The sequence below is a fragment of the Salinibacterium amurskyense genome (genome assembly GCF_002797685.1).
Classification (GTDB): Bacteria; Actinomycetota; Actinomycetes; order Actinomycetales; family Microbacteriaceae; genus Rhodoglobus; species Rhodoglobus amurskyensis.
This window is the reverse complement of the sequence record NZ_PGFH01000003.1, coordinates 196,692-211,525: the sequence shown is the minus strand read 5'-3', so window position 1 is coordinate 211,525 and position 14,834 is coordinate 196,692. Positions and strand designations below refer to the sequence as shown.

Genomic DNA, 14,834 nt, shown 5'->3' with positions numbered 1-14,834 from the left:
TGGGTTAACGCAGCGAGTCGCTGGGGTCGTAGATGGGCGTCGTAGCGACGCGAATCGTCGGCAGCCCCAGCGAGACTTTGGGGGCAGCGTCGCCGGCAGAGGCGGCTGACGGCACTCCACACGATGCGGCTTCGGCCCGATCCCACGCATCGCCGGCGCGGGTACGGCGGATGTTGAGCTTGCCTCCCGCAGGGGTGTCCGCCACGAGATGGAACGCTGCAGCCTCGGTCACCGTCAGCGTGACGACGTCGCCGGGACGCGGAGTTGCACTGCCCTCGGGCACGTTGAAGTGCACGAGGCGGGAATCTTCGGCTCGGCCCGACAGTCGTGCGGTCTCGGCCTGCTTGCGACCCTCGGTCGCCGTGACCATCACCTGCAGTGTGCGGCCGATTTGCTTGTCGTTTTCTTCACGCGAGATGCGATCTTGCAGAGCGGCGAGGCGCTCGTAGCGCTCTTGCACGACCTCTTTGGGAATTTGATTATCCATTGTGGCCGCGGGGGTTCCCGGGCGAATCGAGTACTGGAAAGTGAAGGCCGACGCGAAGCGAGACTCTTCGACGACGCGAAGTGTCTCTTGAAAGTCTTCCTCGGTCTCGCCAGGGAAACCCACGATGATGTCGGTCGTAATGGCGGCATCCGGCATTTGCGCACGAACGCGTTCGAGGATCCCCAAGAACTTGGTCGAGCGGTAGCTACGACGCATAGCCTTGAGGATGCGGTCGGAGCCGGACTGAAGCGGCATGTGCAGTTGCGGCATGACATTGGGAGTTTCGGCCATCGCGTCAATGACGTCGTCGGTGAACGCAGCCGGATGCGGGCTTGTAAACCGCACGCGCTCGAGACCTTCGATCGACCCGGTGGCGCGAAGAAGTTTGCTGAATGCTTGACGGTCACCGAACTCAACGCCGTAGGAATTCACGTTTTGCCCGAGGAGAGTTACTTCGGTGGCACCGTCATCGACGACTGCTTGCACTTCAGCGAGAATTTCGCCGGGGCGGCGGTCTTTTTCCTTGCCGCGCAGGGTGGGAACGATGCAGAACGTGCAGGTGTTGTTGCAGCCGACCGAGATCGACACCCACGCGCTGTGGGTCGATTCTCGACGGGTGGGAAGCGTCGAGGGAAAGACGTCGAGGGACTCGAGAATCTCTAGCTGAGCTTCTTCGTTGTGCCGTGCGCGCTCGAGGAGCGTGGGCAGCGAGCCCATGTTGTGGGTGCCGAACACCACATCGACCCACGGGGCCTTTTCGAGAATGACACCCTGATCCTTTTGCGCAAGGCAACCGCCAACGGCAATTTGCATGCCGTCGTGTTCTTTCTTGACGCTCGCGAGCATGCCCAGGTTGCCGTAGAGCTTGTTGTCGGCGTTTTCGCGAACGGCACAGGTATTGATGACGACCACGTCAGCTTGACCCTCGGTGGCGCGGATGTAGCCGGCGGCTTCAAGAGAGCCGCTGAGACGTTCGGAGTCGTGCACATTCATCTGGCATCCGTAGGTGCGCACTTCATAGCTGCGCGGGCTCGCCAGTTTTTCGTCAATCATGTGTTCCACCTTAAGCCTGAACGCGTGTGGGACTTGACGTGCGTCAGCGGAAGGTGGGGCCATTCGAAGATGCGCCACCGCCGGCCAAGGCAGCATTTACTGCGGCCGACACGACGGAGCCTGAGTAGCCGCGGCGGAGTAGGAAACCGCTTAGCCGTCGTTTGGCCGTCACGCTGTCGAGGGACCGCAGCTGCGGAGCCCGTTTGAAGGCCAGTTCGTTCGCACGTTCTTGTTCGTCGTCGCGCTCAAAGTCGACAACGACATCAATGTGCTCTTGATCGATCTTGCGGCGGCGCAACTCTGCCGTGATGGCGGAAGCCCCCAGCCCTTTGCGTTCGCGCAACGTACGCGTAAGAGTTTCTGCCAGAGCCGCATCGTCAAGAAGCGCAGAACCCTCTAGTCGCTCGATCTCGGCGTCGATCTCGTCACTATCGAATTCACGCGTGCTCAAAAACTGGGTCATCTCATGTGAAGACATGCCTCTACGGGCGAGAGCACGCATGCTCACTCTGCTGATTTCCGAAAACCCGTCACGCGCCTCGGGGCGCCCAGCCCGCGACGAGCCGGCGCTCGACGAGTCTGTGCTGGATAGGTCTGCGCTGGACAGGTTTGCGCTGGACAGGTCGGGAGCGTCGGGCTCCCCCGTCGCCGCCGTGGGGCCATCCTCGTGCGCGACGCTGCCGGTGTCGTTGCTCTCTCGAGAACTCGCCGACTCAAAGTCGCGCATGGTCGGGAGGGCTCGCACAGGGTTGATCGATGCGACCGGAGCGAGGGTTGCCGGGGCAATAATCCCGAGGTCGCGCGTGTCATGCGGAAAAGCATCGACCGGTGCTTCGTCTGCCCAACGGTCCTCTTCAATCGGGGAACCGGCCGCGCTGGCATTCGTGTCATCGACGCTCTCCGACGACGACTCCACCGCAGCGTTTTCAGGCTGCGCTGCAGCCCTGCGGTCACCAAACAGGTTGATAACGGGAGCGATGTAGTCGTCGTCGGAGTTGGTCATGGCGCTTCTACTGTCCGGAGGCCTTCTTGAGCGGCGCGGCAGCAGTCTTAGTTGCTACCGGCAGCGTGGGGCCATCGGCCTTGGGAGCAGCCTTCGCAGCCTTCTCGGCGACGGCTGCCGCTTCTGCGGCGACCTTGGCTTCAAGGGCGTTCGCAGCCTTGGCCTCAGCACCGATGCCGAGCTTGCGCATGATGCGCTGTTCTATCTCGAGTGCAATTTCGGGGTTCTGGATGAGGAACGCACGCGACTTCTCTTTGCCCTGGCCGAGCTGGTCACCTTCGTAGGTGTACCAGGCACCGGACTTGCGTACGATCTCGTGGTCGACGCCGAAGTCGATGAGGCTACCTTCACGCGAGATTCCGATTCCGTAGAGGATGTCGAATTCTGCCTGCTTGAAGGGCGGAGCCATCTTGTTCTTGACGACCTTGACACGCGTGCGGTTACCCACCGCATCCGTGCCGTCCTTGAGCGTTTCGATACGACGAATGTCGAGGCGAACGGACGCGTAGAACTTGAGCGCCTTACCGCCGGCGGTTGTTTCGGGGCTACCGAAGAAGACACCGATCTTTTCGCGCAGCTGGTTAATGAAAATCATGGTCGTGTTGGTCTGGCTGAGCCCACCGGTGAGCTTGCGCAGCGCCTGCGACATGAGGCGCGCCTGGAGACCCACGTGGGTGTCACCCATCTCGCCCTCAATTTCTGCACGAGGAACCAGCGCAGCAACCGAGTCAATAACGATCAGGTCGATTGATCCACTTCGCACGAGCATGTCGGCGATCTCAAGCGCCTGCTCTCCGGTGTCGGGCTGTGAGACAAGAAGTGCGTCGATATCGACACCCAGCTTGGCGGCGTACTCCGGATCGAGAGCGTGCTCGGCGTCGATAAAGGCTGCGATGCCTCCGTTGCGTTGTGCATTAGCAATTGCGTGGAGCGTAAGCGTGGTTTTACCCGAGGACTCCGGACCGTAGATCTCAACAATGCGGCCACGCGGAAGGCCGCCCGTGCCGAGTGCGACGTCGAGAGCGATAGAGCCGGTAGGGATAACCTCGACCGGAGCGCGCTCATCACTGCCTAGGCGCATGACTGAGCCCTTGCCGAATTGACGGTCAATCTGAGCGAGAGCGGTCTCGAGGGACTTCTCGCGGTCTGCTGCTGATGGCATTATTTTCTCCGTTAGTCGTAGGTTGCTGCCCATAGGCTGTCGCGATTCGTGCGGACCGATGGTGCAAGGCCCGCAGCCTCCCGACAAAGGCTGTGTTGCTAATGCCACGCTACGTGCAGGCTCTGACATTCCAGGACTACGACGGGCGTAACGCATCCATTAGCAGTATTCGAATGGATGTTAGGGAGAAGACTAACAATATCGAACACATGTTCGAACACGCCACGCGGGGAGGAAGAAGGCTACTTCTTAGGCTCGCGCTGGCCTACGCCGTAGCGGCGATCAGCAGGAACGTCCATGGCATCACACAGCGCGGTCCACACTTGCTTGGCGGGAACACCGCGAGACAAGGCCTGAGACGCGGTTACGCCACCGACTGACCCCAACACCTGGTCGTTAACGAGCACGCGACCGTAGGCCTCACCGAACTCATCGGAAACAGCTAGCCAAAACTCACTCAGTCGCATCCCACCAGCCTAAGCGCGCTAACCTGTGCCCGAACGCACGAATGCCCCGCTCCACACCGGAACGGGGCATCTGACGTGCTGGGTTAGCGCGTAACCAAGTTGGAATCGAACTCTGCGACGAGCTCGTCGGGCAGAGTATCGGGAATTGTGGTGGCGCCTTCGATGACAGCGAGTCGGTCTCCGACTTCGCGCATGATCACCGATATAGGTGTATCGAGAGCTTCAGCTACCGAGGCAAGAATCTCAGAGCTGGCTTCTTTCTGACCACGCTCTACCTCGCTGAGGTAGCCGAGCGCAACGCTCGCCTTACTTGCGACCTGTCGAAGGGTGCGTCCCTTTTGCAAGCGGAAGTCACGGAGAACGTCACCGATTTCTTGACGAACTAGAACCATTGGACACTCCCTTTCTGGCTGAATCGTGCGACCAGATAACTCTGGATAGTTAAGACTACAGCCACTTGTATGTTGAGAACTCTAGCTGCTCCACTCTGGAGAAGCCTTGTGAGTTCGCTTACTGTAACCGCACCGAAACGTAGGATATTCCCGCCACTAGGGCGAATCTGTGACCTCTTTTGGGGCGGTCTCGACACAGCTTCGCTAAGCGGCACGCCGAACTCCCGCCGGAAATGCGCCCGCGTTAGTCCTCTGACGTGAGGTAGTCGTAGAGGCACTGCAGCGCTGCCGTAACCGCCTGCTCGCGAATCTCGTGCCTATCCCCCGTGAAGTGGAAGTCACGCGTCTCGACGAAGCCTGTTGCCGCAAAGCCGATAAACACGGTTCCCGGCTCCTTGCCCTCGTGCGGGCCCGGCCCGGCAACACCTGTTGTCGCCAGACCGAAGTATGCCTGTTGGTCGCCAACGCCGAGAATCTCGCGTGCTCCCATGGCCATGTGGGCTGCGACATCCGGATACACCGTGCCGTGGATGGCCAAGAGACTCGCGTCGACTCCGAGAACCTGATGCTTGATGGCCGTGTTGTATGCCACGACGGATCCGTTGAGCACGGCCGAAGCACCGGGAACGGCGACGAGAGAAGCGCACAACATGCCACCCGTGAGGGATTCTGCAAGCGCAAGCGTGAGACGTTGTTCGGAGAGAATCGCCACAATCTTTGTGGCGAGTTCTTCAGTAGTCACGAGAGAAGGGTCACACTCCTGGGGTTGTAGTTACTGGCTTGGATGCACGGGTGTGGCGCCAGGCGAGCCACAAGTACTCGATGCCGGTGTAGACCGTGAGTACGACAGCGATGGCCATGACCGACCAGTTGAGCCATAGGACCCACGAGCCGAGCACGGTAAACAAGGGGACGAGGAAGAGCGCGATCGCGACAGCTTGAAGAACCGTCTTGAGCTTGCCACCACGCGACGCGGGAACGACGACCTTGGAGAGGACGGCGAAGCGATAAATCGTGATGCCAAACTCGCGCACGAGAATCAGGATCGTGATCCACCATGGCAGCTCTCCCAGAATGGAGAGCGCCACAAGGGCCCCGCCGGTGAGAACTTTGTCGGCAATCGGATCAAGGATGATGCCCACGTTGGTAATCAGATTGCGACCACGCGCCAGATGGCCATCGACCGCATCCGTGACAATCGCAATGATGAAGAGCGCCGCTGCAATGTAGCGAATCGGTCCCATCTCACCGTTATCAAGCAAGAGCAGCCAGATGAAGACGGGCGCCATAAAGATGCGCACAACCGTAATGATGTTGGCGATATTGCCGTTAGATGCTGGCGTATCGCCGCGACGGAACACTCGTCCGCGCATAGAGAAGCTAGGAACTACGGGTGGAGTGGACTCCGAAACAGGTTGTTCACCCACGCGATCACTCCCGATCGGTCAAATTCCAAGCATCCTCATCTGAGGAGCTTTCTACTTCATCGTATCCGCTGAGGGACTCTTCTACCGCGTCAACAGGACCGGGGTCGTCTTCCCCGCGCAGCCGAGCGAGCACCGCCGGGAGCTGTTCTGCTGTCACGAGAACGTCACGAGCCTTCGACCCTTCGGAGGGGCCAACAATTTCGCGGGACTCCAGCAGATCCATGAGGCGGCCTGCCTTAGCGAAGCCGACCCGGAGCTTGCGCTGCAGCATTGACGTAGATCCGAACTGCGTGCTCACGATGAGTTCAGTCGCCGCGAGAAGGACATCGAGGTCATCCCCGATGTCAGCATCGATCTGCTTCTTCTCCGCGACAGCGGTGACGTCGTTGCGGTACTCAGGCTGAGCTTGAGCGATCACGTGCTGCACGATCTCAGCAACTTCGCTTTCTGGTACCCACGCGCCTTGAACGCGAATGGCCTTGGATGCACCCATGGGCAAGAAGAGAGCGTCACCCTGGCCGATGAGCTTGTCGGCGCCCGGCTGATCGAGGATCACGCGGGAGTCGGTCATGCTCGACACCGCAAACGCGAGGCGCGACGGAACGTTGGCCTTGATCAGACCGGTCACGACATCCACGCTGGGACGCTGGGTTGCCAACACGAGGTGAATTCCCGAGGCACGCGCCAGCTGGGTGATGCGCACGATCGAGTCTTCAACGTCGCGCGGCGCCACCATCATGAGGTCGGCGAGCTCGTCAACCACGATGAGGAGGTACGGGTACGGCTTGAGCTTACGTTGGCTGCCCTCAGGAAGCTTGATCTCATCAGCGATGACGGCGCGGTTGAAGTCATCAATGTGACGGTAACCGAAGCTCGCGAGGTCGTCGTACCGCATATCCATTTCTTTCACGACCCACGCGAGGGCTTCGGCAGCCTTCTTGGGGTTCGTGATGATGGGCGTGATGAGGTGAGGGACCCCGGCGTAAATTGAGAGTTCAACGCGCTTGGGGTCGATGAGCACCATGCGAACTTCAGCGGGCTTAGCGCGCATCAGCACCGACGTGATCATGGAGTTGACGAAACTCGACTTACCGGAACCCGTAGAACCAGCCACCAGCAAGTGAGGCATCTTGGCGAGGTTGGCTACGACGAATCCACCCTCGACGTCTTTACCCAGACCAATGGTCATGGGGTGTTCGCTCTTGGTACTGGCACTCGAACGCAACACATCGCCGAGCGAAACGATTTCGCGATCCTTGTTAGGGATCTCGACACCGATGGCGCTCTTGCCGGGGATCGGCGACAAGATGTTGACCTCGTTGCTCGCCACGGCGTAGCTGATGTTGCGGGCAAGAGCCGTGACGCGCTCGACCTTGACACCCGGGCCCAGCTCCAACTCGTAGCGAGTGACAGAGGGGCCGCGACTGAAACCGGTGACGGTGGCATCCACGCTGAACTGCTTGAGAACTTCGGTGATGGCAGCGACGACTTCGTCGTTCGCTGCTGAGCGCGACTTCGGCGGCGTGCCGGCCGAAAGCATCGATGCCTGCGGCAAGCGGTACGTCATGTTCGATTGCTGCGGGGTGGTCTCGTGCGGACCATCGAATTCGCCGGCGTTACCCTTTTCGCTCGCCTTGGTGGTGAAACCGGGGAGGACGCCAGGGCCGTCGTCACGAACGCCAGTGGCGGGCGCATCCACTTCACCGGTTGCGTACTTCTTGACAGCGTCTTCAGCTTTGAGGAGATCTTCGAGCAGCTCGACGCCGAAATCTTCCTCTTTCTTCGTGAGGTCTTTCGCGGCGGGAGGCGCAGTGGGCTGGGCCTTCGGTGCCGGGTCAACGATTTCGGTGGAGTTGTCTCGCCCGATCACGGGGCTGTCGAACGCTTTGTCTTCGGTGGGGTGCGACTTGTTGCGGCGCCACCACGGCAGCGAGCCAGTGTCGTTGTCGCCCAGCCCGATATCGGTCAGCGAACCGAACTGAACAGAGTCGTTCTTGCCGGTGTTGGCCTGCAGCTTGGCCGCCGCGCGCTCTTCGTCTGTCTGCAGTTGAGCACCAAAGAGGTATGCGTAGAGCTCACGGAGTCGCGACCCCAGGCGGTTGGGTGGCGTCTTGGTGATGATGAAGAGCGAGAGCACTAGAAGGAACACGATGAGCGGCACCGCGAGCCACTCTCCCCCGAGCCAGAGCAAGGGGTTTGCGAGAAGCCAACCAAAGACTCCCCCGGCACGAGCGATGATCTCTGCGCCCTCTGAGGGGTGCGGTTGACCGCTGTACACGTGGCATAACGCCGCGACAGTGACAATGAGAATGCTGAGGCCGATGCCGATGCGGCCGTTGTCATGCACGCTCGACGGATGCCGAAACATCCAGACGGCAAGCAGCAACAAGATGACAGGGAGCGCGAAGGCCACGCGGCCAACGAGCCCACCGAACGTGTAGGCATCGAGCGCGATCGCGACGGAGTCTGTCGGGTTGAACCACTCCACGACGGCCCCGACGATAGCCAGCAAGAAGAACAAGAAGGGAACGCCGTCACGGCGCTCATCTTTGGTGAGTTCTTCGCGACCAAAGACGCGGAAAGCGCCTCCCACCATGTGGGCAAGCGCAAGCCACAGCTTGGTCAAAGGCCCTTCGGGCTCGACCGGCGCTTGCTTGCCCCGTGGGAGCCTCTTGGTTGCTTGAGTCTTGTTTGACGTGTTCTTGGCGCGCGGTTTCGACGCACCCGAGCGCGAGTTCGACGTTGTACGCGTAGCCATGATTCAAAGCTACCTGTGGCCTCTGTCAGAGCACCGCAGCGACACTCACCGAGCAGCTCTGAGCGGGTCTGTACGCAGTGTTCGGCGCACGCACGCTCAACACCGCACCGATCATTCCCGCCCCCGCGATTTAGTACCGGATGGCGTCGATGACCTTCACTTTGACCGCGACGAGCGCCGGCATGAGCCCCGCCAACGCTCCCACCGCAGCGGATGCTCCCAGCGCGAGCAACGCAGCCTCGAGCGGGAATGGTGGCAGGTCTTGAACCCCGGGCGCGATCAGGTTTTGCACGGCGGGGTTTTGCACGATTGCGATAGCGACAGCGACCCCGATGACTCCGGCCGCGATGGTCGCGACGATGCTCTCCATCATGACGGCGAAGAATACGCGGCTCGCGGTGGCCCCAAAGGCTCGTCGAACGCCAATCTCGCGGACTCGATATTTGACCGTGACGAGTGAAATGTTCACGAGCCCGAGAGCGCCCAAAAGCAGAATTAGCCCCGCTATTCCTCCCACGACCCACTGCAGCGGTTCGAGGGGATCAGGCCCGCCCCATACCCGATAATCATTGCGGTTCGCGTCGGCCCGCCAGCCTTCTCCAAAACTCGCTGTTACCTCCCGCGAGATCGCCTGCTCGAGCTGCGCCGACTGCTCTTCGGGAACCCACAGCTCATAACTGAGGTTGCCGTCCTCTGTTCTGCCCGTGCCGAGGAGCGAAACGAACGGTTCCGGCAGCATCATCAGACTGAGCCCATTTTCGAAAGGCTCGGGTATCAGCACGCCCACAACGACGGCCGTGATTGTCGTGTCGGATTCGAGCACGATCGTCGGATGCGTGCGCAGATCGGGGCGTCCGAGAGTTTCGTAGAACACGTCGTTGATAACGACTGCGGGCGCGAGCCGCTGCTCGTCGGTTTTAGTGAGCCAGCGACCTTCCCCGAGTTCAACGCGGTGCATCACTCCATATGCTGCGCTCACTCCTTGGACCGCGGAATACTGCCGACCGTCGAGCAAATTGACGCCGACGCTCCCCCGAAAGCGAGGCGTGGAGTGACTGATCTGGTATCGCTCGATCACGGCATCCATATGTGCGATGAATTGCGCCGTATCCGCCCGTTCCACGCCATTTTCGAGATACGGAGGATAGACACCGATCGTCGCCGGCCTGCCGCTGAATCGCTCGCTCTGTTCGGTCTGGGCCTGGCCGAAGACTGCGCCCGCCCCGACGACCGTTGCGAGGGCACACACCGCGACACCAATGCCGATCAGACTGAGCAGCACTCTCGTGCGGTTGATCCGCACTTCATCCCATGCTTCAACAAACGACCCCACGATCGCGCTGAGCAGCGAATGACGATGTTCCCGCGACGGCGGTGCGGCCTCAATTTCGAGAGGGACAGCGATGCGAACCGCCTCGTCGGCGACGTCTGAGGCTTTTTTGGCACGCCGCCAGATCACAGCGCCGCCTCCGGCAGACTGGTCGCGAGCATCCGCCGCACGTCAATGGGGTGAAGTACTCCGTTGTCGAGACGGTAATGCCGACGAGCGAGGGCTGCCACGTTGGGGTCGTGCGTAATCGTGATCAGAGCCGCACCAGATTGTTCGGCAACATCGTCGAGGAGCGCCATCACCGTTTTGCCGGTGTCTACGTCGAGGGCGCCCGTGGGCTCATCAGCCAGAATCAGCCGGGGACTACGCACCAGCGCTCGCGCGATAGCAACGCGCTGTTGCTCGCCACCTGACAGCTTGTCGGGCATCGATGCCATTCGATCTCCCAGACCGACGCGCTCGAGCATCTCGCTCGCTAGAGTGCGTCGCCGCCAGAATTGTTTTCCCGAGGCATAGAGCAACGGCGTCATCACGTTCTCTAGGGCTGTGCGCCCCGCGAGCAGGTTGAACTGCTGGAAGATGAAGCCAACGTCGCGACCTCGTTTTCGATCGCGCTTGCTGCCCGAAAGCTTTTCGAGTGGTTCACCATCGAAGGTGATGCTGCCCGTCGTTGGGTTGTCGATCAGGCCGAGCAGATTGAGGAGGGTCGATTTGCCGGATCCCGATCGCCCCACGATGCTGAGGTGATCGCCGATCTCCACGTCGAGATCGATTCCCTTCAAAATCTCTAATCGGGAGAAGTCAGGAAGCTCAACCGAGCGCGTCACCTCCTGCAGCGACAGCAGCGGCATTAGAAGCACACCACTTCATCGTTTTCTTGGTAGCAGTTGTCGGGAAGAGCCTCGTCGGCCTCGGCTCCCGGAACAAACTGAAGGATCGTGTCTCCCTCTTCGAGCCCGGAGACGACTTCGACGTTGAGACCGTCGTTGAGCCCCAGAGTGACCTCGCGCAACTCAGTCGTTCCATCGGGCAACACGAAATACACGTTGCCCGAGATCGCGGTCCCTTCCACCGCCGTAATCGGAACCACGAGCACATCCTCAGCGATTCCACCGGCAATTGTTATTTCGGCAGTAAGCCCCGGGAATACAACCACGTCGCTCGGAACAGTGCAGGACACGCTCGGACCGGATGCCGCTCCCGCGCTCGCGTCGCCCGCTTCCGCAAAGGAAATGTTGAGCTTCGTGCACGTGAAGGGCGCCGGGCCACCATTGATAGCAACGCTCGCCTCTTTCGGGCGATCGACAAGACGATAGAGCTGTTCTGACGGCACTGTTCCGCTGACGATGTAGGACGGCGGTGCAATGGCGCCGACTGGCGACCCCACTTGGAAAGTCGACCCGACAAGAGCAGTAAAGTCAGTGAGCTTGCCGGTTGCCGGAGCCTCGACAATCTTCCACTGGGTGCCCATCGTGCCGTCGGGGTTCACGACCTCGGCGCGCAGCTTGAGTATCTCTTGTCCCTTCTTGACGGACTGCCCCGAGGACACCGCGACTTCACGCACTTCGCCCGAGAGTGTTGCCGGAATGGGCACGCTGGTCGCCGCAGCAATACTGCCGCTCAGTTCGACGTCGTTGCGGATCGTGCCCACCACAACCTCGTAGTGCGGCTCCTCGATGGCCACCGTCGGATACTCCAGGCTGTCCGCGGTGAGCGCGTCACCGAAGAAGGCGAACTTCACCAGGGCGGCTGCAATGACGCCGAAGATAATCATCCAAATAATGGGAAATACCCACCGGCGCGCTACTCCCACGGAGGTCTCCGAATCAGCTCATTCCCGACCCCGGCAGCCGAGCAATCTTCACATCACACCACCAAAGTGAGGGAAAAACAAGCCCAACGTTTTCGCTGTTTTCGCGGCACCGCACGCTGGGGCACGCTACCGTCCGGGCGCACGACAATGGCGCGGAGACCGAAGCCTCCGCGCCATTAGTAATTCGTTACGCCTCGATGACGACCGGAACGATCATCGGTCGACGGCGGTGCTGCGTGTTGACCCAGCGGCCGACGGTGCGACGAACAACCTGAGCGAACGCGTGAGTGTCGCGCGTTCCATTTTCGGCAGCATCCGTCAGAGCCTTGACCACCTGAGGAAGTACGGCATCGAAGACGTTTTCGTCTTCCGCGAAGCCGCGCGACTGAATCTCGGGGCCAACGATGACCTTGCCGGTCTGGGCATCCACGGCAACGAAGATGGAGATGAAGCCCTCTTCGGCGAGGATGCGGCGATCCTTGAGGTCAGCATCCGTGATCTCACCGACGCTTGAACCGTCAACGTAGACGAGGCCGACATCGAGCTGACCCACGACGGCAGCGTGGCCGTCCTTGAGATCGATGACGGTGCCGTCTTCGGCGATGATCGTGTTTTCAGCCGGCACGCCGGACTGAATCGCGAGGTTTGCGTTGGCGACCAAGTGACGGTACTCACCGTGAACCGGCAGCACGTTCTTGGGACGAAGGATGTTGTAGCAGTAGAGCAACTCCCCTGCCGCAGCGTGGCCCGAGACATGAACTTTGGCGTTGGCCTTGTGTACAACATTGGCGCCCAGCTTGGTGAGGCCATTGATGACGCGGTACACCGCGTTCTCGTTACCCGGGATGAGGCTGGAGGCGAGGATGACGGTGTCGCCCTGGCCGACCTCAATCTGGTGCTCCATGTTGGCCATACGAGCAAGCACAGCCATCGGCTCGCCCTGGCTACCCGTGGACATGTACACGAGCTGGTTGTCGGGGTAGTTGACAGCCTTCTTGGCGTCCAACAACACTCCGTCGGGCACCTTGAGGAACCCGAGATCGGCAGCGATACCCATGTTGCGCACCATGGAGCGCCCCATGAGAACAACCTTGCGGTTGTTCGCGATCGCGGCATCCAACACCTGCTGCACACGGTGCACGTGGCTGGAGAAGCTGGCGACGATCACTCGGCGCGGAGCCTTAGCAATAACGGCTTCGAGAACCGGGCCGATGTCGCGTTCGTTCGGCGTGAAGCCGGGAACGTCAGCGTTGGTCGAGTCTGAGAGGAACAGGTCGATACCGGCTTCACCGAGGCGAGCAAAGGCACGCAAATCGGTGATGCGGTTGTCGAGCGGCAACTGATCCATCTTGAAGTCGCCGGTGTGCAGCACAGTGCCAGCAACGGTCGTGATGGCAACAGCAAGAGCATCCGGAATTGAATGGTTGACCGCGACGAACTCGAGATCGAACGGCCCCATCTTCTCCTTCTGGCCCTCAGCAACATTGAGGGTGTACGGCTTGATGCGGTGCTCTTTGAGCTTGGCCTCGATAAGGGCGAGCGTGAGAGTGGAACCGATCAGGGGGATGTCTTGGCGCAGACGCAAGAGATAAGGAACCGCGCCAATGTGATCTTCGTGGCCGTGCGTGAGCACAATGCCAAGAACGTCGTCGAGACGATCGCGGATAGAGCTGAAGTCAGGCAGGATCAGGTCGACACCGGGCTGGTGCTCCTCCGGGAACAGCACACCACAGTCGACGATGAGGATCTTGCCGTCAATCTCGAACGTGGTCATGTTGCGACCAATTTCGCCAAGACCACCAATCGGGGTCACGCGAAGCGTGCCCTTCTCGAGTGCGGGCGGGTCAAAAACAGAAACGGGCATTCAGTACCTTGCATTTAGTGGGGTGGGGCCGTCAGCCCCCGTGCTAAAAATGTGTGGCTCTGGCTCAGGCCAGACCCTACCCCTCGCGGGGAAACTAGCGGGTTGCTCCCGCGATCTTGGGAAGCGCTCCGCCGGCAGCGGCATTGCGGTCGGGACGAAAGTTCGACAGATCAAGGCCCTTGATCTCACCAACCAACGCCAATTCGTCTTCGATCATCGCGGCTTCAGCATCTTCTGGCCCGACGAGCGGCAAACGCACGCGTGCACTCGAGATGCGGCCGAGGCCCTGAAGGATGTACTTGGCAGCAACAGTTCCCGGAACGTGAGTCATGGCAGCACGCACAAGCGGCTCGAGCGCCTGGTGCGCTGCGGTGGCAGTGGCGAGGTCGCCAGCGTTCACCGCATCCACGATCACACGGTAAGGAGCCGGAGCGATGTTTGCCGTGACACCGATGAGCCCCGAAGCACCGATCGCGAGGTGCGGCAGCACGTTCGAGTCGTCGCCTGAGAAGTACATGAGGTCAGTCTGGTTGAGCACGCGGCTCACCTCACTGAAGTCACCCTTGGCGTCTTTGACGGCCAAGATATTAGGGTGCTTGGCTGCACGCAGAATTGTTTCGTACGTGATGGGGATGCCGGTGCGACCGGGGATGTCGTACAAGATCACCGGAAGATCGGTGGCATCCGCGATCATGCGGAAGTGCGTAAGCACCCCAGCCTGAGTCGGCTTGTTGTAGTACGGGGTGACGATCATTACGCCGTCGGCGCCGGCCTTCTCGCTGGCTTTGTACAGTTCAATGGCGTGCGCGGTCTCGTTCGAGCCACCGCCCGTGATGATCTTGGCGCGGCCGGCAGAAACAGATTTCGCGACTTCAACAAGCTTGATCTTCTCAGGGTCGGTGAGCGTGCTCGTCTCCCCCGTGGTGCCGGTGACAACGATGCCGTCGGCGCCAGAACTGATCACATCGTCGATGTGCTTCTCTACGTCGGGCCAGCTCACTTCACCGTCTGCGGTGAAGGGCGTGATGAGCGCAACAAGGACTTGGCCGAAGGGATTTTCAATAGTCACCCCTCTAGG

At 60.6% G+C, this 14,834-nt stretch carries 13 protein-coding genes; all 13 read right to left on the bottom strand.

Translation table 11 applies throughout. The annotated features are described in order from the left end of the window. Nucleotides 1-4: 4 nt before the first annotated feature. Nucleotides 5-1,540, bottom strand: a complete 1,536-nt coding sequence (gene miaB / locus CLV85_RS13100) for a tRNA (N6-isopentenyl adenosine(37)-C2)-methylthiotransferase MiaB (RefSeq protein WP_100390083.1) — start codon at nt 1,538-1,540, stop codon at nt 5-7. A 43-nt stretch (nt 1,541-1,583) separates the two neighbouring features. Next, nucleotides 1,584-2,543 (bottom strand): regulatory protein RecX, encoded by a 960-nt coding sequence (locus CLV85_RS13095; protein WP_100390082.1) that lies wholly within the window; start codon nt 2,541-2,543, stop codon nt 1,584-1,586. Nucleotides 2,544-2,550: 7 nt separating this feature from the next. After that, a complete protein-coding gene (gene recA / locus CLV85_RS13090) occupies nt 2,551-3,705 on the bottom strand; it encodes a recombinase RecA (protein WP_100390081.1) in 1,155 nt (384 codons plus the stop codon). Nucleotides 3,706-3,947: 242 nt separating this feature from the next. Continuing rightward, nucleotides 3,948-4,172 (bottom strand): DUF3046 domain-containing protein, encoded by a 225-nt coding sequence (locus CLV85_RS13085; protein ID WP_100390080.1) that lies wholly within the window; start codon nt 4,170-4,172, stop codon nt 3,948-3,950. An 83-nt stretch (nt 4,173-4,255) separates the two neighbouring features. Continuing rightward, nucleotides 4,256-4,564, bottom strand: a complete 309-nt coding sequence (locus CLV85_RS13080) for a helix-turn-helix domain-containing protein (RefSeq protein WP_100390079.1) — start codon at nt 4,562-4,564, stop codon at nt 4,256-4,258. Between the two features lie 244 nt (nt 4,565-4,808). Further along, entirely contained in the window at nt 4,809-5,306 is a 498-nt protein-coding gene (locus CLV85_RS13075) for a CinA family protein (RefSeq protein ID WP_100390078.1), read from the bottom strand. Between the two features lie 10 nt (nt 5,307-5,316). Then, the gene (gene pgsA / locus CLV85_RS13070; RefSeq protein ID WP_100390077.1) at nt 5,317-5,991 is read right to left on the bottom strand and encodes a CDP-diacylglycerol--glycerol-3-phosphate 3-phosphatidyltransferase; all 675 of its coding nucleotides are present in this window, start codon (nt 5,989-5,991) and stop codon (nt 5,317-5,319) included. A 4-nt stretch (nt 5,992-5,995) separates the two neighbouring features. Further along, complete coding sequence (locus tag CLV85_RS13065; RefSeq protein WP_100390076.1) at nt 5,996-8,749, bottom strand: FtsK/SpoIIIE family DNA translocase; 2,754 nt, start codon at nt 8,747-8,749, stop codon at nt 5,996-5,998. A 130-nt stretch (nt 8,750-8,879) separates the two neighbouring features. After that, a complete protein-coding gene (locus tag CLV85_RS13060; protein ID WP_229820468.1) occupies nt 8,880-10,208 on the bottom strand; it encodes an ABC transporter permease in 1,329 nt (442 codons plus the stop codon). Next, complete coding sequence (locus tag CLV85_RS13055) at nt 10,205-10,930, bottom strand: ABC transporter ATP-binding protein (RefSeq protein WP_100390075.1); 726 nt, start codon at nt 10,928-10,930, stop codon at nt 10,205-10,207. The genes CLV85_RS13060 and CLV85_RS13055 overlap by 4 nt, the downstream gene beginning before the upstream one ends. After that, complete coding sequence (locus tag CLV85_RS13050; protein WP_100390074.1) at nt 10,930-11,892, bottom strand: efflux RND transporter periplasmic adaptor subunit; 963 nt, start codon at nt 11,890-11,892, stop codon at nt 10,930-10,932. The genes CLV85_RS13055 and CLV85_RS13050 overlap by 1 nt, the downstream gene beginning before the upstream one ends. A 187-nt stretch (nt 11,893-12,079) precedes the next feature. Continuing rightward, complete coding sequence (locus CLV85_RS13045) at nt 12,080-13,756, bottom strand: ribonuclease J (RefSeq protein ID WP_100390073.1); 1,677 nt, start codon at nt 13,754-13,756, stop codon at nt 12,080-12,082. A gap of 94 nt (nt 13,757-13,850) precedes the next feature. Next, nucleotides 13,851-14,825 carry a 4-hydroxy-tetrahydrodipicolinate synthase gene (gene dapA / locus CLV85_RS13040; protein ID WP_100390072.1) on the bottom strand — a complete coding sequence of 325 codons (975 nt, stop codon included), beginning with the start codon at nt 14,823-14,825 and terminating at the stop codon, nt 13,851-13,853. Between the last annotated feature and the right edge of the window lie 9 nt (nt 14,826-14,834).

Bases quoted from the DNA above. Each gene is read 5' to 3' on its own strand.
- miaB (WP_100390083.1), bottom strand. From the start codon at position 1,540: ATGATTGACGAAAAACTGGCGAGCCCGCGCAGCTATGAAGTGCGCACC.
- CLV85_RS13095 (WP_100390082.1), bottom strand. From the start codon at position 2,543: ATGACCAACTCCGACGACGACTACATCGCTCCCGTTATCAACCTGTTT.
- recA (WP_100390081.1), bottom strand. From the start codon at position 3,705: ATGCCATCAGCAGCAGACCGCGAGAAGTCCCTCGAGACCGCTCTCGCT.
- CLV85_RS13085 (WP_100390080.1), bottom strand. From the start codon at position 4,172: ATGCGACTGAGTGAGTTTTGGCTAGCTGTTTCCGATGAGTTCGGTGAG.
- CLV85_RS13080 (WP_100390079.1), bottom strand. From the start codon at position 4,564: ATGGTTCTAGTTCGTCAAGAAATCGGTGACGTTCTCCGTGACTTCCGC.
- CLV85_RS13065 (WP_100390076.1), bottom strand. From the start codon at position 8,749: ATGGCTACGCGTACAACGTCGAACTCGCGCTCGGGTGCGTCGAAACCG.
- CLV85_RS13055 (WP_100390075.1), bottom strand. From the start codon at position 10,930: ATGCCGCTGCTGTCGCTGCAGGAGGTGACGCGCTCGGTTGAGCTTCCT.
- CLV85_RS13045 (WP_100390073.1), bottom strand. From the start codon at position 13,756: ATGCCCGTTTCTGTTTTTGACCCGCCCGCACTCGAGAAGGGCACGCTT.